This window comes from Micromonospora sp. RB23, from assembly GCF_053585025.1.
The window spans coordinates 5,568,366-5,586,106 of record NZ_CM132111.1 but is presented as its reverse complement, the minus strand read 5'-3'; the positions used below and the strand labels follow the sequence as shown (position 1 = coordinate 5,586,106).

The 17,741-nt window shown below is 71.8% G+C and carries 18 protein-coding genes; 8 read left to right on the top strand and 10 right to left on the bottom strand.

From position 1 onward, the window contains the following. Positions 1 to 204: 204 nt before the first annotated feature. From ACTFTM_RS25310 to ACTFTM_RS25275, 8 genes are all read right to left on the bottom strand, one after another. Entirely contained in the window at positions 205 to 813 is a 609-nt protein-coding gene (locus ACTFTM_RS25310; protein WP_449562939.1) for a hypothetical protein, read from the bottom strand. Between the two features lie 81 nt (positions 814 to 894). After that, positions 895 to 1,335 carry a GNAT family N-acetyltransferase gene (locus ACTFTM_RS25305; protein ID WP_449562938.1) on the bottom strand — a complete coding sequence of 147 codons (441 nt, stop codon included), beginning with the start codon at positions 1,333 to 1,335 and terminating at the stop codon, positions 895 to 897. Continuing rightward, on the bottom strand, positions 1,335 to 1,733 hold the full coding sequence (locus ACTFTM_RS25300; protein WP_421472648.1) for a Fur family transcriptional regulator: 399 nt from the start codon (positions 1,731 to 1,733) through the stop codon (positions 1,335 to 1,337). Before ACTFTM_RS25300 ends, ACTFTM_RS25305 begins: the two co-directional genes overlap by 1 nt. Next, positions 1,730 to 2,029 (bottom strand): ArsR/SmtB family transcription factor, encoded by a 300-nt coding sequence (locus ACTFTM_RS25295; protein WP_449562937.1) that lies wholly within the window; start codon positions 2,027 to 2,029, stop codon positions 1,730 to 1,732. The genes ACTFTM_RS25300 and ACTFTM_RS25295 overlap by 4 nt, the downstream gene beginning before the upstream one ends. Before the next feature lie 52 nt (positions 2,030 to 2,081). Next, entirely contained in the window at positions 2,082 to 2,948 is an 867-nt protein-coding gene (locus ACTFTM_RS25290) for a metal ABC transporter permease (RefSeq protein ID WP_449566723.1), read from the bottom strand. Between the two features lie 2 nt (positions 2,949 to 2,950). Next, complete coding sequence (locus ACTFTM_RS25285; protein WP_449562936.1) at positions 2,951 to 3,712, bottom strand: metal ABC transporter ATP-binding protein; 762 nt, start codon at positions 3,710 to 3,712, stop codon at positions 2,951 to 2,953. Continuing rightward, positions 3,709 to 4,659: a metal ABC transporter substrate-binding protein gene (locus tag ACTFTM_RS25280; protein ID WP_449562935.1), complete on the bottom strand. Its 951-nt coding sequence runs from the start codon at positions 4,657 to 4,659 to the stop codon at positions 3,709 to 3,711. The genes ACTFTM_RS25285 and ACTFTM_RS25280 overlap by 4 nt, the downstream gene beginning before the upstream one ends. Positions 4,660 to 4,713: 54 nt before the next feature. Continuing rightward, positions 4,714 to 4,971 carry a hypothetical protein gene (locus tag ACTFTM_RS25275; RefSeq protein WP_449562934.1) on the bottom strand — a complete coding sequence of 86 codons (258 nt, stop codon included), beginning with the start codon at positions 4,969 to 4,971 and terminating at the stop codon, positions 4,714 to 4,716. Positions 4,972 to 5,000: 29 nt separating this feature from the next. Between ACTFTM_RS25275 and ACTFTM_RS25270 the strand changes: the two genes are divergently transcribed. The 4 genes from ACTFTM_RS25270 to dusB all read left to right on the top strand — a co-directional run bounded on the left by ACTFTM_RS25270 (position 5,001) and on the right by dusB (position 8,577). Continuing rightward, a complete protein-coding gene (locus ACTFTM_RS25270) occupies positions 5,001 to 5,342 on the top strand; it encodes an antibiotic biosynthesis monooxygenase family protein (protein ID WP_007463893.1) in 342 nt (113 codons plus the stop codon). Between the two features lie 24 nt (positions 5,343 to 5,366). Continuing rightward, a complete protein-coding gene (locus tag ACTFTM_RS25265) occupies positions 5,367 to 5,846 on the top strand; it encodes a hypothetical protein (RefSeq protein ID WP_449562933.1) in 480 nt (159 codons plus the stop codon). A gap of 114 nt (positions 5,847 to 5,960) precedes the next feature. Beyond that, the gene (locus ACTFTM_RS25260; protein ID WP_234587283.1) at positions 5,961 to 7,340 is read left to right on the top strand and encodes a glycine--tRNA ligase; all 1,380 of its coding nucleotides are present in this window, start codon (positions 5,961 to 5,963) and stop codon (positions 7,338 to 7,340) included. 64 nt (positions 7,341 to 7,404) lie between these two features. Beyond that, positions 7,405 to 8,577, top strand: a complete 1,173-nt coding sequence (dusB, locus tag ACTFTM_RS25255) for a tRNA dihydrouridine synthase DusB (RefSeq protein ID WP_449562932.1) — start codon at positions 7,405 to 7,407, stop codon at positions 8,575 to 8,577. 613 nt (positions 8,578 to 9,190) lie between these two features. On the opposite strand, the gene ACTFTM_RS25250 is transcribed toward dusB, so the two are convergent. Together ACTFTM_RS25250 and ACTFTM_RS25245 are read right to left on the bottom strand one after the other, a co-directional pair. Next, positions 9,191 to 9,853, bottom strand: coding sequence for a C39 family peptidase (locus tag ACTFTM_RS25250; RefSeq protein ID WP_449562931.1), 663 nt, complete (start codon positions 9,851 to 9,853; stop codon positions 9,191 to 9,193). A 606-nt stretch (positions 9,854 to 10,459) separates the two neighbouring features. Beyond that, positions 10,460 to 12,181 (bottom strand): beta-N-acetylhexosaminidase, encoded by a 1,722-nt coding sequence (locus ACTFTM_RS25245; RefSeq protein WP_449562930.1) that lies wholly within the window; start codon positions 12,179 to 12,181, stop codon positions 10,460 to 10,462. Between the two features lie 259 nt (positions 12,182 to 12,440). Between ACTFTM_RS25245 and ppdK the strand changes: the two genes are divergently transcribed. The 4 genes from ppdK to ACTFTM_RS25225 all read left to right on the top strand — a co-directional run bounded on the left by ppdK (position 12,441) and on the right by ACTFTM_RS25225 (position 17,737). Beyond that, complete coding sequence (gene ppdK, locus ACTFTM_RS25240) at positions 12,441 to 15,149, top strand: pyruvate, phosphate dikinase (protein ID WP_449562929.1); 2,709 nt, start codon at positions 12,441 to 12,443, stop codon at positions 15,147 to 15,149. A gap of 156 nt (positions 15,150 to 15,305) precedes the next feature. Next, positions 15,306 to 15,653, top strand: coding sequence for a VOC family protein (locus ACTFTM_RS25235; RefSeq protein ID WP_449562928.1), 348 nt, complete (start codon positions 15,306 to 15,308; stop codon positions 15,651 to 15,653). 3 nt (positions 15,654 to 15,656) lie between these two features. Then, entirely contained in the window at positions 15,657 to 16,892 is a 1,236-nt protein-coding gene (locus tag ACTFTM_RS25230) for a deoxyguanosinetriphosphate triphosphohydrolase (RefSeq protein ID WP_449562927.1), read from the top strand. A 14-nt stretch (positions 16,893 to 16,906) separates the two neighbouring features. Next, a complete protein-coding gene (locus tag ACTFTM_RS25225; RefSeq protein WP_449562926.1) occupies positions 16,907 to 17,737 on the top strand; it encodes a siderophore-interacting protein in 831 nt (276 codons plus the stop codon). Positions 17,738 to 17,741: the final 4 nt, after the last annotated feature.

Sequence of the window (17,741 nt, the reverse complement as noted above, 5' to 3'; positions counted from 1 at the left end):
GGGCGGGGCGGGGCGTGGGCGGCGCGGGGCGTGGGTGGGGCGGGGCGTGGGCGTGGCGTGGGCGGGGTGGGGCGTGGGCGGGGCGTGGGCGGGGGTGGGGCGGGGCGGGGACGGCCGTACGCGAGGGCGAGCGAGTGAGAGAGGTGCGGGCCCGGTGGCGCGGGGTGAGGGCTCGGGCGGGAGTGGGGTGGGGTGGGGTGGGGGTTAGCGGGATTTTTGGCGGAGGCCGAGGTGGCGTAGTTCCAGGGCGGCCAGGGCGTTGACGGTGTCGTCGTCGCCGCGTCGCCAGGCTTCGGCGACGTCGGGCGCGATCCGGGTGAGGCGGCCCAGTGGTTGGGTTGCCAGCGCCCGGAGCGCGAGCAGGTCCCGTCCGGCCGGGCCGGCGGCGAGCTTCGCGGCCGAGCCGGCGCGACGCATCCAGCGCAGCCGCAGCGGCAGCCAGCCGAAGAGCACCAGGCCGAGCGGGAAGATCAGCACCGCGACGGTGAGGGCGAGGGCGAGCTGGTCGACGAGGTGCTGCTGCTCCCGGCCGGCGTCGGCGAGCCCGCGGGCGGCGTCGGCGGCGCGCTGGAAGGGCGCGGTCAGCTCGTCACCGACCAGCGGCACCCGACGTACCTTGCCGCCGGCGTCGGCGAGGTTGTCGGCGAGGCCACCGCCCGCGCCTTCCAGCTTCTGCCCGGGTACGGCGAGCTTCTGCACCAGGTCGTGCAGCCAGAGGGCGGCGCGGATCGCGACGTACACCCAGATGACGACGAGCAGGTCGGTGAGCAACTGACGGACGGCGGTCGGAAACCGATCGGCGTAGATCTTCACGCCGGACAGCGTGCCACGAACGACTGCGGCCCGGCACCCGCCGATTCGGTCCGGACGGGGGTGCTGGAGCCAACGCCCCGCTCAGGCGAGCCGCAGGTCCACGAAGGCGATGGTGTCGCCTGGCAGAACGTACCGGTCGATCTCGACGAAGCCGTGCTGGCGGGCGAACCGCAGGCCCTCGTCGTTGGACGCCAGGACGACGGTCTCGATGCTCTGCGCGCCCAGCTCACGGGCCCGGGCCAGGCCACGCTGGTAGATCTGCTCCCCGTAGCCGTGTCGACGACTCCCGGGTAGTACCCGTGCGATCACGGTCGCGGCATCGGGTGCCGGGGGTCGTACGGTCGAACAGCCCACCGCCATCCCGTCGGCGTACGCGACCTCGAGGATGTGACGCTGGGCGCGGGCGGCGATCTCGTCGGCCGACAGGGGCGCGGTCGGGATGATCGAGTTGTGGATGTGCTGCCAGTCGCGCAGCGTCGTGTCACTGCCCGCCGGATGGACCGGCGTGAACCGGAGACCCATCAGCGGACACACGTCGGGCAGGTGCCGAAGATCTCCAGCGTGTGGCTGACGTCGGCGTACCCGTGCTCGGCGGCGACCCGGTCGGCCCAGCTCTCCACCGCCGGGCCGGCGACCTCGACCGTCCGCCCACAGGCCCGGCAGACCAGGTGGTGGTGGTGCCCCTCGCTGCACCGGCGGTAGAGGTGTTCGCCACCGGGCGGGCGCATCACGTCGATCTCGCCCGCGTCGGCGAGGCCCTGGAGGGTGCGGTAGACGGTGGTCAGGCCGACCCGCTCGCCGCGCTGTCGGAGCATCGCGTGCAGGTCCTGGGCGCTGTGGAAGCCCTCCATCTCGCCCAGCAGCGCGCTCACCGCCGAGCGCTGCCGGGTGTTGCGGACGGCGGCGCCGCTCTCGCTCATGATCCCTCCCCCGCGTGACTGACCGCGTCCGCCACGATGTGCGCGACGTGCTCGTCGACAAGGCTGTACGCGATCTCCCGGCCCCGACGGGAGCCCCGCACCACGCCCGCTCCGCGCAGCACCCGCAGGTGCTGGGAGACCAGCGGTTGCGCGGCGCCCAGCTTTTCCACCAGCTCGTGCACGCACCGCTCGCCGTCGGCGAGTTCGCTGACGATGGCCAGCCGGATCGGCGCGGACAGGGCTCGGAGCAGTTCGCTGGCTCCGTCGAAACCCTCGTAGCCCGTTGTGCTGGTCATCTTGTAACGGTAACCAATACCACCGTCATCCGCCGATCCGGCGTGGCTAGGCCTAGTCCAGGACGACCTCGTGCGGCTCCGCCGCCGGGACCGGCGCCGGCGCGGTGCGGCGGCGCAGCGAACGCCAGATCGCCCCGGCGATGGCCACCACCAGGAAGGAGGCGATCGCCAGCAGCACCACCGAGGCCCCGGGCGGGGTGTCGGCGCTGGCGGCCACCCAGACACCCGAGCCGGCGGCGAAGAACCCGAGCGCCATGGCGGCGGTCATCGTGCTGCGGAAGCCCCGGGTGACCTGCTGGGCGGCAGCCACCGGCACCACCATCAGCGCGCTGATCAGCAACACCCCGACGGCCCGCATCGCGATGGTCACCGTGACCGCGGTGGTGACCGCGATCAGCAGGTTGAGCGTGCGCACCGGCAGGCCGGAGACGCGGGCGTACTCCTCGTCGTGGCTGATCGCGAAGAGCGCCGGCCGCAGGGCGATCATGGTGACCAGGATCGCCGCGCCGAGCACGCCGACGGTGATCAGGTCGTCGGCTGAGGTGGAGAGCAGCGATCCGAACAGGTAGGCGTTGAGGTTGGCGCTTGTCGCGTCCGAGAGGCCGACCAGCAGGACGCCACCGGCGATGCCGCCGTAGAAGAGCAGGGCCAGGGCCAGATCTCCGGAGGTACGCCCACGGGCGCGGACCAGCTCGATGGCGATCGCGCCGGCGGTGGCGACGATCACCGCCACCAGCACGGGAGAGCGGTTCAGGAGCAGGCCGGCGCCGACACCTGTCAACGCCACGTGCCCGATGCCGTCGCCGATCAGCGTCAGTCGGCGCTGCACCAGGTAGATGCCGAGCGCCGGGGCGGCCAGGCCGATCACCAGCGCGCCGATCAGGGCACGCTGCATGTAGGGGTACTGGAAGAGTTCCATGGTCAGTTGCTCCACAGCCCGGCGGGCTCGTCGGGACCGTGCGGGTGCACGTGGTCGTGGTCGGGCTCGGCGTGGTGGCCGGCCGGGTCCGGAACCGCGCCGTCGTGGCAGATGCCGCCCTGGTGGACGACGACCGCGCGGCTGATCACCGGTCGCAGCGGGCCCAGCTCGTGGGCCACCAGCAGCACCGTCCCGCCGTCGGCGACGAAGTCGCGCAACGCGCCCGCGAACGCCTCCTGGCTGGCGGCGTCCACCCCGGCGGTGGGTTCGTCGAGGACCAGCAGCTCCGGCTTACCGGCCAGCGCGCGGGCGATCAGGGTGCGCTGCTGCTGACCGCCGGACAGCGTGGACACCGGGTCGGTGGCCCGGTCGGCGAGCCCGACCGCCCGCAGCGCCGCGTCGACGGCGGCCCGGTCGGCGGCGCCGGGCGGGCGCAGGATGCCCCGGCGGGCCAGCCGGCCGGAGGCCACCACCTCGCGGACGGTGGCGGGCACGCCCGACCCGGCGCCGAGGCGCTGCGGGACGTACCCGATGCGCTGCCACTGGCGGAACTGCCGCAACGGTCGGTCGAAGAGGGTGATCGAGCCGGCGCTGAGCGGCACCAGGCCGAGGATCGTGCGGATCAGCGTGGACTTGCCGGAGCCGTTGGCGCCGAGCACCGCGACCACCTCGCCGGCGGTCACGGTGAGCGAGACGTCCCGCAGCACGGGGCGGCCCTCGTAGCCGACGGCGCCGTGCTCGACGGTGATGACGGGGGTGCTCACGAGCAGCTCAACGCCGTCCGGAGGGTCTGCAGGTTGGTACGCATCACCGAAAAGTAGTCGGCGTCGCTGCCCGCTGCGAGTCCTTCGATCGGATCGAGCACCGCGGTCTTCGCGCCGACCTGGCCGGCGATGGTCTCGGCGACCTTCGGGCTCACCAGCGCCTCGAAGAAGATGGTGGTCGCCTGGTGCTCCTTCGCCTCCTCGATGACCTGGGCGAGTCGCTGTGGCGAGGGCTCGACGTCGGGGCTGAGCCCGGTGATGCCGACCTGGTCGAGGTGGTAGCGGTCGGCCAGGTAGCCGAACGCGGTGTGGCTGGTCACGATCTCGCGTCGCTGGCAGGTGGCAAGCCCCTTGGCGAACTCGCCGTCGAGGGTGGTCAGGTCGGCGCGCAGGGCGGCGGCGCGGGCGGTGTAGTCGGCGGCGTGCTTCTCGTCGACGGCGCCGAGCTGTTGGGCGAGCTTGTCGCCGATGCCGGCGAGCCGGATCGGGTCGAGCCAGACGTGCGGGTCCTTGGCGTGCCCGTGCCCCTTCTCGTCCTCCTCCTCGCCCTCGTGGTTGTGGCCGCCGAAGCTCGCGTCCATCAGTGGCTGCACGCCGGCCACGTCGAACACGGGCGCGTCGTCGTCCTGCGCGATCGCCTCGTCCACCGCGGGCTGGAAGCCCTTGAGGTAGACGATCAGCTCGGCCTCGGTGATCTCACCGACCTGGCGTGGGCTCAGCTCCAGGTCGTGCGGCTCGGCGCCGGGCTTGGCCAGGTTGGTCACGCGGACGGCGTCGCCGCCGACGCGCTCGGCGACGAACTGGAGTGGGTAGAAGGCGGCCACCACGTCGACCCGTTGGGGATCGGCGCCGGCCGGGCCGCCGCTGGAGCAGCCGGCGGCGGCGCCCAGGGCAAGCAGGGCGGTCGCGGCTGCGGCCAGGACGCGGGACGTGGTGCGGTTGCTCATGTCGCCAACTGTCCGTGGTAACGACAATGATTGTCAAAAACGCATGCTTGCATGTCAGAGCAGCTTTGCCAGGCCCACCGTCACCAGCAGGGTCAGCATCAGCAGCCGGACCACCCTCGTCTGCGGCGCCTGAACCGACCACGTGGTCGCCAACAGGGCGATCAGGGCGGCGGCGAGGGCCAGCGTCAGCAGGCCGCCGACCACGCCCGGCGTGAAGAACGCCACCAGCACCACCACCAGGGTGAGCAGGAACACCGACGTCGGGTTCGCCCCGGCCAACCGGGCCAGCAGAGGGCGCTGCGTACGCTGCATCCCACAGACTCTACGAGGAGGAACCCCCGGTGCTGGTGACCAACCGGTTCGTGGTCGACGTCGATGTCGCCGACGGCTTCACCGAACGGGCGCACGCCGCCCTCACCGCGCTGGCCGCCTGCCCCGGCTACCTGCGCGGCCAACTGGTCCGGGCCCTGGACGACCCCCGGTACTGGTCACTGGTCACCGAATGGGAGTCGGTCGGCACCTACCGGCGGGCGCTGGGCGCGTTCGAGGTCAAGGTCAGCGCGGTGCCGCTGCTCGCCGAGTCGGTGGACGAGCCGTCCGCGTACGAGGCGCTGGCCAGCGCCGCCCCGGGCGGAGCCGTGGTGGTCGCCGAGAGTGATCGGGCTGCAGGTCCTTACCGCTGAGCCCTCGGGCACTACCCTGCTCCTATGACCGCACCCGCCCCGCCGCCCGGTCCCGGTGTGGCTCCGCCCTTCGCCGCGCCTCCCACCGAGGGGCGCCGGACCCGGCTCTGGATCGGCCTCGGCGTCGGCGCCCTTGCCGTGCTGCTCTGCTGCGGCGGAGGGGGGACGGCCATCGTGGGCCTGGCCGTGAGCGGCGTGCAGGCGGTACGCGAGCAGGGCCGCACGGTCACCGGCGACTACTACCAGGCGCTCGTCGAGCGCAACTACGGCCGGGCGTACGACCAGCTCTGCGACGACGCGCAGCGGCGCGAGTCCCGCCCCGAGTTCGAGCGGCGGGCAGCCGCCGAGCCGCAGGTCACCGCGTTCCGGGTGGGTGAGGTGGACACCACCAGCCTGACCGTCCCGGTGGACGTGACCCTCGACGGCGGCGATCGGGAGCGCCAGCAGGTCAGCCTCGGCCAGGACGGTCAGACCGGTGGCATGGAGGTCTGCGGGGTGAGCTGACCCGCCCCCGGTATTCTGCTGGGCTCGGGGCGGCAGTGGTCGTACCGTTGTCCCGAACCGACCGATCCATCCACATCTCGCCCCCGCCGACCGCCAGCCGGCGTAGGAGGAAACATGCCAGCCGACCGTATCGACGCCGTCGTCAGCCTCGCCAAGCGCCGAGGCTTCGTCTTCCCCTCCAGTGAGATCTACGGAGGCACCCGGTCGGCGTGGGACTACGGTCCGCTCGGCGTGGAGCTGAAGGAGAACGTCCGCCGGCAGTGGTGGAAGACCATGGTCCAGCAGCGCGACGACGTCGTCGGTCTCGACTCCGCCGTGATTCTGGCCCGCAAGGTGTGGGAGGCGTCCGGCCACATCGCCGAGTTCGTCGACCCGCTCACCGAGTGCCAGTTCTGCCACAAGCGGTTCCGGGCGGACCACATCGAGGAGGCGTACGAGGCCAAGCACGGCCACGCGCCCACCTCGCTCGCCGAGGTCAACTGCCCCAACTGCGGCAACAAGGGCACCTTCACCGAGCCGAAGATGTTCAACGGCCTCATGAAGACGTACCTGGGCCCGGTGGAGAGCGACGAAGGGATGCACTACCTGCGCCCGGAGACCGCGCAGGGCATCTTCGTCAACTACAAGAACGTCGAGACGGTCGCCCGCAAGAAGCCGCCGTTCGGCATCGCGCAGACCGGCAAGTCGTTCCGCAACGAGATCACCCCGGGTAACTTCATCTTCCGGACCCGCGAGTTCGAGCAGATGGAGATGGAGTTCTTCGTCGAGCCGGGCACCGACGAGCAGTGGCACGAGTACTGGCTCCAGGAGCGCTGGAACTGGTACCTCGACCTCGGTCTCTCGGCGGACAACCTGCGCCTGTACGAGCACCCTGCCGAGAAGCTGTCGCACTACTCGAAGCGCACCGTCGACATCGAGTACCGGTTCCAGTTCGGCGGGACCGAGTTCGCCGAGCTGGAGGGCGTCGCCAACCGCACCGACTTCGACCTCTCCACGCACAGCAAGCACTCCGGCGTCGACCTGTCGTACTTCGACCAGACCAAGGGCGAGCGCTGGATGCCGTACGTCATCGAGCCGGCCGCGGGTCTGACCCGCGCGGTGCTCGCCTTCCTGCTGGAGGCGTACGACGAGGACGAGGCGCCGAACACCAAGGGCGGCGTGGACAAGCGCACGGTCATGCGGTTCGACCCGCGACTGGCCCCGGTCAAGGTGGCGGTGCTGCCGCTGTCGCGCAACGAGGCGCTGTCGCCCAAGGCGAAGGACCTCGCCGCGCTGCTGCGCAAGCGGTGGGTGGTGGAGTTCGACGACTCCCAGGCGATCGGCCGCCGCTACCGTCGGCAGGACGAGATCGGCACCCCGTTCTGTGTGACCGTCGACTTCGACACCCTGGACGACAACGCCGTGACCGTCCGGAACCGGGACACCATGGGGCAGGAGCGCGTCTCCCTCGACCAGGTCGAGCGGTACCTCATCGAGCGCCTCCCCGGCTGCTGAGACACCGGGCACGGGGCCCCGGCCGACGCGGAAAGCGCCGGTCGGGGCCCCGTACACTTGTGCGGTGACCGCCTCGACCGTGCCCGCGCTGCGCCCGTTGACCCTCGGGCCGTACCAGGTGTCACCGCCGGTGGTGCTCGCCCCGATGGCCGGGATCACGAACGTCGGCTTCCGTCGGCTCTGCCGGGAGCAGGGCGGCGGCATCTACGTCTGCGAGATGATCACGACCCGGGCGCTCGTCGAGCGGAACCCGAAGACGCTGCGCATGATCGCGTTCGGCGACGACGAGCAGCCACGAAGCCTCCAGCTCTACGGCACCGATCCGGAGATCACCGCCGCCGCCGTGCGGATCGTCGTCGAGCGGAACCTGGCCGACCACATCGACCTCAACTTCGGCTGCCCCGTACCCAAGGTCACGCGGCGGGGCGGCGGCGCGGCGCTGCCGTGGCGGCGCCGGCTCTTCGCGCGCCTGGTGAAGGCCGCGGTGGATGCCGCGGCACCCTCCGGCGTGCCGGTCACCGTCAAGATGCGCAAGGGCATCGACGACGACCACCTGACGTACGTCGAGGCGGGGCTCGCCGCCCAGGAGGCCGGCGTCGCCGCGGTGGCCCTGCACGGGCGTACGGCCGCGCAGCGGTACTCGGGCACCGCCGACTGGGACGCTATCGCCACCTTGAAGCAGGCCCTTGACGTGCCGGTGCTCGGCAACGGCGACATCTGGGAGGCCGACGACGCGCTGCGGATGGTCGCCCACACCGGCGTCGACGGCGTCGTCGTCGGTCGCGGTTGCCTGGGCCGGCCGTGGCTCTTCGCCGACCTGGAGGCCGCCTTCAACGGTCGGCCGGAGCGACGGCTCCCCACCCTCGGCGAGGTGGCGGTGACCATGCGCCGGCACGCCGAGCTGCTCGTCGACCAGTTCGTGGCCGGCGCCCGCAACCCGGCCCGCGGTGAACGGGACGGTTGCACCGACTTCCGCAAGCACGTCGCCTGGTACCTGAAGGGCTTCCCGGTCGGCGGCGAACTGCGCCGGTCGCTGGCGATGATCGAGAGCCTGGCCCAGCTCGACGACCTGCTCGGCAAGCTCGACCCGGCGGAGCCGTTCCCGGCCACCGCACTGGGTCAGCCGCGCGGCCGTACCAACTCGCCGGGCAAGGTCGCCCTGCCGGACGGCTGGCTGGCCGGCCGCGACGACGACACCGTCCCCGAGGGCGCCGAGATGGACGACTCCGGCGGCTGACGCCGCTCGGCCGGAGACGGCACGGGGTAGCCCACCGTTGCCTGGCCGATGCCGCTCGCGCCGACTCTGGCGATGGCGGGGGTGGAGCACCGGCCTCGGGCATGTTTTCCAAGGTCGCCGCCTCGGTCGCGCCTCGGTCGCGCTGGGGTCGCGCTTGGGTCGCGCCGGGTCGTGCTTGGGTCGCGCCGGGTCGTGCTTGGGTCGTGCTTGGGTCGCGCTTGGTCCTGCCTCGGTCGGGCTTGTCCCGCCTGGCCCCGGCCGGGCGGACGTTGATTCGTCTACGACATCAGCTCCAAAGGACCTGTGACACCACCAACGGACCCTCGCCCGACCGCTGGTCGCCAAGATCCGCGCAACTTCACCGATGTTGCTGTTTCCCGCGCGTCTGAGGCAGCAACTTCGGCGATGTTGTGAGGATCTTGGCCGCTGGGCCGCTGGGCCGCTGGGCCGCTGGGCCGCTGGGCCGCTGGGCCGCTGGGCCGCTGGGCCGCTGGGCCGCTGGGCCGCTGGGTCGCTGGGCGACGTGACGTGACGTGATGCGACGTGACCTGGGCATGCGACAAGGGCCGGACCCGTGTGGGGTCCGGCCCTTGTCGGTGGTGCGGGTTGCGGGTCAGCTGGTGGCGTAGCCGCGGGTGGCGATCCAGTCGGCGAGGTGTTCGACGGTGATGTCGTAGGCGGCGGTGTTCGGGTCGGCGGAGTCGGCGATCCGTACCACGTTGCCGTTGTCGCGGTAGCCCACGACGCTGATGTAGTGCCCGCCCTCGAAGGAGTGGGTGTTGCCGTCGGTGTCGGTGCTGGTGCCGGCGATGTTGGCGACCACGGCGCGGCCGTTGTCGACGGTCTTGACGATGTCGGCGCGCAGCGTGTCGGTCTGCTTGGTGTCGGCGTCGGGCTTGCTGATCTCGACCGAGTGGTAGGCGTCGGTCTTGCCGGTTTCCTTGTTCAGGACCGGGGTGATGTCGTTGATGGAGTTGGTGCCGGCTTCGGTGGTGCCCATCTCCTTGGCCATGGCGTCGACGCTGATGTTCTTGCCCTGCACGCTCAGGGCGTTGCGGGCGGCGGCGGGGCCGCAGTAGTAGAAGTTGGGCTGGGCTTCGTAGCGCACGCCCAGCTGCCGCTCACCGTGGCCCTTGCGGTCGTTCTGGGTCTGCGACACGGGCTTGGCGGTGCTCTGCGCGGCGAACGCGGTGGTGACGGGGCCGGCGATGGCGCCGCCGGTGAAGGCGAGGCCGGCAGCGGTCAGGGCGGTCTTGCGAATCAGATCGGTACGCATGATGGCGTGCTCCTCTGCTTCATTCGGGGGATATGCACACGGCACACGGGGGGCGTGCCGGGCGGGAAAGTCCGTGTAAGGGGGATCGGTTCCGGCGACCCGACGAGGGGGTCTGCGCGGGGGGTGGTGCAACGGTCCGGGCTGGCGGGTCATTCCCGCCGCGGACCGGGGGCCGGCCGGGTGCTGCTCGGCCGTGCGGGGGGTGTAACGACGCCGGCCGGGCGGGTGTTCCCGGGGGCCGCTCGGTGACCCGGGGTCGCGGCGGCGTGCCAGGTATAACGACCCCGCCCGGCCGCCGATTCCGCCGGCACGGTGTCACCGACCACAGCCCGAAACCCGGACGAACCTCGCAGCCGTGACGTCGTGCGCTTCGCTACCGGCGTGATCATCACGGGATCGCCGATCTGGGGGCATCGGGCCGAAGGGACACCCCCACATCGGCGACCTGGAGTGGATCATTCGCGCGACCGGGCGTCCCCTCGCAGGAGATGCGGGGTATTCGACGTCGGTTGGGGCGTGATCGACTCGACGTCACTGGTGTCGGGGTATCTGGGTGTGCGGGACACCTTGACATCGGCGATCCCGAGTCGATCATCCGCCGAGCTTTCAGCGGTCGGCGGTGTCCGCCTTCGCGGCGGGGCGCTGGCCCGGGATGGTCGGAAGGTCCGGCCAGGGAATCTCGGGGCTGCGGTGGAAGGTGATCCCGGCGGTGGACCAGCGTGTGCCGTGCCCGGCCAGACGGTTCCGGAAGCCTGCCCAGTCGTGCGTCGTACGGGGCGACCAGCCCAGTTCCGCGATGGCGGGGAGCCGGGGGAGCAGCAGGAACTCGATGTCGGCCAGCGAGGTGACCGACTCGGTCCACAGCGGGGCCTCGACACCCAGCACGGCCGTGGCGGGCACGCCGGTGACGTGTGTGCCCGGATCCCAGTCGTACGCGCGGCGCACGTCGATGAGGCCGGCCCAGTCGTGCCCGATCGGGGTGTCCTCGGCGTACTTCATGTCCAGGTAGGCGTGGTTGCCGGGGGAGACGATCAGCCGGGCTCCCCGACGGACCGCGTCGGCGGTGGTGGGGTCGTCGGCGTCCGTACCCCACCATTGCAGGACCCGTCCGTCGCTGTGCGCGGCCGGCGCGAGCTGGTGCCAGCCCACCACGGTCTTGCCGGTGTCGGCGACGAGCCGCTGCGCCCTCTCCACGAAACCGGTGTAGACCGCACCCTTGACCTTGAACGCCTCGTCGCCGCCGATGTGCAGCCAGGGTCCCGGGGTGAGGGTGGCGACCTCGCCGAGCACGTCGGCGATGAAGTCGTACGTCTGCTCGTCGGCCGGGTCGACGTAGCTGAAGCCGACCTCGGTGCCGGTGTACGGCGCGGGCGCTACCTTGTCCGGCGCGAGGCGCGGGTACGCGACGAGCGCCGCGTTCGTGTGACCGGGCAGGTCGATCTCCGGGACGACGGTGACGTGCCGGGAGGACGCGTACGAGACGATCCGCCGGTAGTCGTCCTTGGTGTAGTGCCCGCCGGGGCCGCCGCCGACCTCGCTCGCCCCGCCGACGGTCGCCAGCCTCGGCCAGGAGTCGACGGCGATGCGCCAACCCTGGTCGTCGGTGAGGTGCAGGTGCAGGTGGTTGAGCTTGTAGCGGGCCAGGTGGTCGATCACCCGCACGACGTCCTCGACGGCGAAGAAGTGCCGTGCCACGTCGAGCATCGCGCCCCGGTACGGAAAGCGCGGGCGGTCCAGGATCGTGCCGCCGGGCAGCGCCCAGCGGACGGCCACCGGGGTCGGGCTCTCGACGGCTGCCGGGAGTAGTTGCCGGAGCGTCTGGACGCCGTAGAACAGACCGGCGGCGGTGTCGGCCACGACGCGTACCTCGGTGGCGCTCACGTCGAGCCGGTAGCCCTCCGCGCCCAGGTCGGTGCGCTCGGGGTCGGCGGTGGGGAGCGGCGGTGTCGTCGTACCGGCCAGGGTGAGCGTCAGGGTGCCGGCCGGGTCGGCCGCGAGGGTGTCGGCGACGGGCAGGGGGAACCCGGTCGCCGGGCGGAGCAGCTCGGCCAGGTGGTCGGCCACCTCCCGGGCGCCCGGGTGAGCGGTGACCCGGATGGCGGTGTCCCCGTCGAGCACGAACGTCACCCCCGGGTCCGCCTCGGCCCGTTCCGGCGCGGGCACGACGTCGTCGAGGCGTACCGGCGGGGCGAGCAGGTCGTCACCGGCCGTCCGCGCGGCGAGCGCGGCCAGGTCACCGGCCTCCGGCTGGTGCTGCGCGGGCAGCGCGACCGGGTCGGCGGCGGCGGTCGGGTCGGGGGCGGGGGAGGACAGCGGGAGGGAGGACACGACGACGGCTCCGGAAGGGGTTATTTCGCGTCGGATATGGCAAAAGCGAGCTTCGGCAGAACCAGTGTCGTCAACAATACGAGGACCGGAGAAATTGCGTGATCGTGCTCGTGGAAGCGTTCCCAAAAACCGGTACGAACGCGGATAGTCGTGATGGCTGTGCCTATTGTCACCGAACGGTCCCAGGCCACCCGATCTTCGCTTAACCTTCGCCCTGAACCTTCGTTAAGTGTCAATCCGGCGCGCGTGGGAGGCTCTGGTGGCAGCGCAAGAGACCGACGATCACAAGTACGTCTACGACTTCTCCGAGGGCAACAAGGACCTCAAGGACCTGCTCGGAGGCAAGGGCGCGAACCTCGCCGAGATGACCAACCTCGGCCTGCCCGTGCCGCCCGGCTTCACCATCACCACCGAGGCGTGCCAGGCGTACCTCGCGACCGGGCGGGAGCCGGACGGCCTCGCTGGTCAGATCGAGGCGCACCTTCAGGCGCTGGAGCGCGAAATGGGCAAGCGCCTCGGCGACCCGCAGGACCCGCTGTTGGTGTCCGTCCGTTCCGGCGCGAAGTTCTCCATGCCCGGCATGATGGAGACGGTCCTCAACGTCGGCCTCAACGACCAGAGCGTGGTGGGACTCGCCGCGCAGGCAGGCCAGAACGACCGCTTCGCCTGGGACTCGTACCGCCGGCTGATCCAGATGTTCGGCAAGACCGTCTGCGAGGTGCCGGGCGAGGAGTTCGAGCACGCCCTCGACGAGGTCAAGAGCGCCAAGGGTACGCACAACGACCTGGACCTGGACGCGGATGACCTGCGAGGGCTCGTCGACGCGTACAAGAAGATCTTTGCCAAGCACACCGGCCGGGAGTTCCCGCAGCAGCCGCGTGAGCAGCTCGACCTGGCGATCCGTGCGGTCTTCGAGTCGTGGAACGCCGAGCGCGCGGTCCTCTACCGTCGTCAGGAACGCATCCCGGCCGACCTCGGCACCGCCGTCAACGTGGTGACCATGGTCTTCGGCAACCTCGGCCCCGACTCCGGCACCGGGGTCGCCTTCACCCGCGACCCGGGCAGTGGCGCGCAGGGCATCTACGGCGACTATCTGGCCAACGCCCAGGGTGAGGACGTGGTCGCCGGTATCCGCAACACCGTGCCGTTGCAGGACCTGGAGCGGCTGGACAAGGCCTCCTACGACGAGCTGCTGTCCATCATGGCCCGGTTGGAGGAGCACTACCGGGATCTGTGCGACATCGAGTTCACCATCGAGCGCGGCAAGCTGTGGATGTTGCAGACCCGGGTGGGCAAGCGGACGGCCGCCGCCGCGTTCGTCATCGCCGGGCAGCTCGTCGACGAGGGTCTGATTGACGAGGACGAGGCGTTGCACCGGGTCAACGGCGCGCAGCTCGCCCAGCTCATGTTCCCCCGCTTCCAGCTCGACCACGAGTTCGAGGCGGTCGCCACGGGCATCGGCGCGTCGCCCGGCGCGGCGTCCGGCAAGGTGGTCTTCACCTCCGCCCGGGCCGTCGAGCTGGCCGCCGAGGGTGAGTCGGTGATCCTGGTCCGCCGCGAGACCAACCCGGACGACCTGAACGGCATGATCGCCGCGAAGGGCATCCTCACCTCGCGCGGCGGCAAGACCAGTCACGCCGCCGTGGTGGCCCGGGGCATGGGCAAGACCTGCGTCTCCGGCGCGGACGAGATCGACGTCAACGTGCCGGCGAAGCGGTTCACCGTGGCCGGGCACACCGTCACCGAGGGCGACGTCGTCTCCATCGACGGCACCACCGGCAAGGTGTACCTGGGTGAGGTGCCGGTCATGCCGTCCGAGGTCGTGCAGTACTTCGAGGGCAGCCTCGACGCCGAACACGTCGACAACCCGCTGGTCCGGGCCGTACACCGGATCATGACGCACGCCGACGCACAGCGGCGGCTGGCGGTCCGCACGAACGCCGACACCGGCGCGGACGCGGCCCGTGCCCGGCGCTTCGGCGCCGAGGGGATCGGCCTGTGCCGCACCGAGCACATGTTCCTCGGCGACCGGCGGGAGCTGGTGGAGCGGCTGATTCTCGCCCGGGCCGAGGGCGAGCGCGACGAGGCGCTGGCGGCGCTGCTGCCGTTGCAGCGGGCCGACTTCGAGGAGATCTTCCGGGAGATGGACGGGCTGCCCGTCACCGTCCGGCTCATCGACCCGCCGCTGCACGAGTTCCTGCCCCCGCTGGAGCAGCTCGCCGTGAACGTGGCGGTCGCCCAGGAGCGCGGCGAGGACGTGGCCAAGGAGGAGGCGCTGCTGGCCGCCGTCCGCCGGATGCACGAGGAGAACCCGATGCTCGGGCTGCGGGGCGTCCGCCTCGGCCTGGTCATCCCGGGCCTCTTCGCGATGCAGGTGCGGGCCATCGCGGAGGCGGCCGTCGCGGTCGTCCGCGCCGGCGGCGTCGCCCGCCCGGAGATCATGGTGCCGCTGGTCGGGGCCGTGCAGGAGTTGGAGACGGTACGCGCCGAGGCCGAAAAGATCATTGCCGAGGTGGTCGGGGACAGCGGCGTCGAGGTGCTGATCGGCACGATGATCGAGGTGCCCCGGGCGGCGCTGACCGCCGGCCAGATCGCCGAGGCCGCCGAGTTCTTCTCGTTCGGCACCAACGACCTGACGCAGATGGGCTGGGGCTTCTCCCGCGACGACGTCGAGGGCGCGTTCTTCTGGCGGTACCTGGAGCTGGGCATCTTCGGCATCTCGCCGTTCGAGTCGATCGACCGCGACGGTGTCGGCAGGCTGGTGCGGATCGCCGCCGAGGAGGGCCGGGCCGCCCGCCCCGGGCTGAAGCTCGGCGTGTGCGGCGAGCACGGCGGCGACCCCGACTCGGTGCACTTCTTCCACTCCGTCGGCCTGGACTACGTCTCCTGCTCGCCGTTCCGGGTGCCGGTGGCGCGCCTGGAAGCGGGGCGGGCTGCCGTGGAGACCGACGGCTCGGACAGTCGCTGACGCGCGGCACGGCGGCGGCCCGGGACGACCGGGCCGCCGCCGACGTTCGCCACTCGCCGAAGCGTTCGGGGCGCGTCGATCGGCCGTGACGGGCGTAACCTTGGCTCGCTCGCAAACGGCCGATTGTGTACGCCGTCGAACGGGAAGGGTGACTGAATGACAAGCGTCTGGGAGAGCCTCACCGTCGACGCCCGCGATCCGGCGCGGCTGGCCCGCTGGTGGGCCGAGGCGCTCGGCTATCAGATCATTTCCGAGAAGCCGGGCGGCGTGGAGATCCGCCAGTCCGCGGATCGGTCCCCCGCCCTCTTCTTCGGTCCCGTGGCCGAGGGCAAGGTACGCAAGAACCGGCTGCACCTCGACCTGCGCCCGGCCGACCAGGAGGCCGAGGTCGAGCGCCTGGTCGACATGGGCGCCCGGCACGTCGACATCGGCCAGGGCGACGTGGAGTGGACGGTGCTGGCCGACCCGGAGGGCAACGAGTTCTGCGTTCTGCCTGAGCACTGAGCAGTGAGCGCTGATCCGGCCGACCGGTTGGTCGCGGAGCCGCCCAAGGACACCGGCCACCGTCGGTCGCCGTACGAGCGTGACCGTGCCCGGGTGCTGCACTCGGCCGCGTTCCGCCGGTTGGCCACCAAGACGCAGGTGCACACCGCCGGCACCGACGACTTCCTGCGTACGCGGCTGACGCACTCGTTGGAGGTGGCCCAGATCGCCCGCGAGATGGGCGCCCGGCTGGGCTGTGACCCGGACGTGGTCGACGTCGCCGGGCTCGCCCACGACCTGGGGCATCCGCCGTTCGGGCACAACGGCGAGGCCGCGCTGGACCTGCTCGCGACGCCGTGCGGTGGCTTCGAGGGCAACGCGCAGACGCTGCGGGTGCTGACCCGGCTGGAGGCGAAGGTGCTCGCCCCGGACGGGTCGTCCGCCGGGCTGAACCTGACCCGGGCGTCGCTCGACGCGATCGGCAAGTACCCGTGGCCGCGCCGCCCGGGCGAGCGCAAGTTCGGGGTGTACGCCGACGACGCGGCGGTCTTCGACTGGATCCGGGTCGGTGCGCCGGGAGACCGGCGCTGCCTGGAGGCGCAGGTGATGGACTGGGCGGACGACGTCGCGTACTCGGTGCACGACGTGGAGGACGGCATCCACGGCGGGTACGTCACGCTGGGCCCGCTGCTCGCCGACTCCCACGAACGGGCGGCGCTCTGTGCCGACGTGGCCGCGGCGTACTCGGGGGAGTCGCCGGACGATCTGGCCGAGGTGCTTGTCGCGTTGTTGGCCGACCCGCTGCTCGCCCCGCTCGCCGCCTACGACGGCAGCCACCGCGCCCAGGTGGCGTTGAAGGCGACCACCAGCGGCCTGACCGGTCGGTTCGTGTCGGCGGCGGTGGAGGCCACCGAACAGCGGTACGGCCCCGGCCCGCACCGCCGGTACGCCGCCGACCTGGTGGTGCCGAGGCTGGTCCGGGCGCAGTGCGCGCTGCTCAAGGGCATCGCCCTGCGGTACGTGATGCGGCGCAGCGGATTCCGGGGTCGGTACGAGCGGCAGCGGACGATGTTGGCCGAGGTGGTGGCCGCGCTGGTGCGGCGGGCGCCGGACGGGCTCGACCCGATCTTCGCGCCGCTGTGGCGTGCCGCGCCGGACGACGCCGCGCGGCTGCGGGTGGTGATCGACCAGGTTGCCTCACTCACCGACCCGGCGGCGGTGAGCTGGCACACCCGTCTGGTGGACAACTCAACAACTTAGGTTAGCCTAACTGCATGACGGAACGCCCCAGGAACGTCACCTCGGTCCGGGTGCTGCGCACCGAACGACCCACCCCGCACCTGATCCGGCTCGTCCTCGGTGGGGACGAGCTGGACGGCCTGCCGGTGGGCGAGTTCACCGACCACTACATCAAGCTGGTGTTTCCGCAGCCCGGCGTCGCGTACCCGCAGCCGCTGGATCTCGTCGCGATCCGCCGGGACATGCCCCGGGAGCAGTGGCCCCGACTGCGGGCGTACACGGTGCGCCGGTGGGACCCGCGCGCGAGGGAGCTGACCGTGGACGTGGTGCACCACGGCGACGAAGGGCTGGCCGGCCCGTGGGCCGCCGCGTTGCGTCCCGGTGACCCGGTGCACTTCGTGGGCCCCGGTGGGGCGTACGCGCCGAGCCCGGACGCGGACTGGCACCTCCTGGTCGGCGACGAGAGCGCCCTGCCGGCGATCGCCGCCGCGCTGGAACGGCTGCCGGTGAACGCGCCGGCGCACGTCTTCGTGGAAATCGCCGACCCGGCTGACGAGCAGAAGCTGCTCAGCCCCGGAGCGGTCACCCTCACCTGGCTCCACCGCGGCGAACGCCAGGTGGGCGAGGCGCTGGTCGACGCGGTGCGCTCGCTGGAGTTCCCGGCCGGCCAGGTGCACGCCTTCGTGCACGGCGAGGCAGCCTTCGTCCGGGAGCTGCGCCGGCTGCTGCGCGGCGAGCGCGGCGTGCCCCTGGACCGGCTCTCCATCTCCGGTTACTGGCGACGCGGCATGGACGACGAGGGCTGGCGCTCGTCGAAGCAGGAGTGGAACCGGCAGGTCGCCGCCGAGGAGCCGGCCGCCGCCTGAGCGT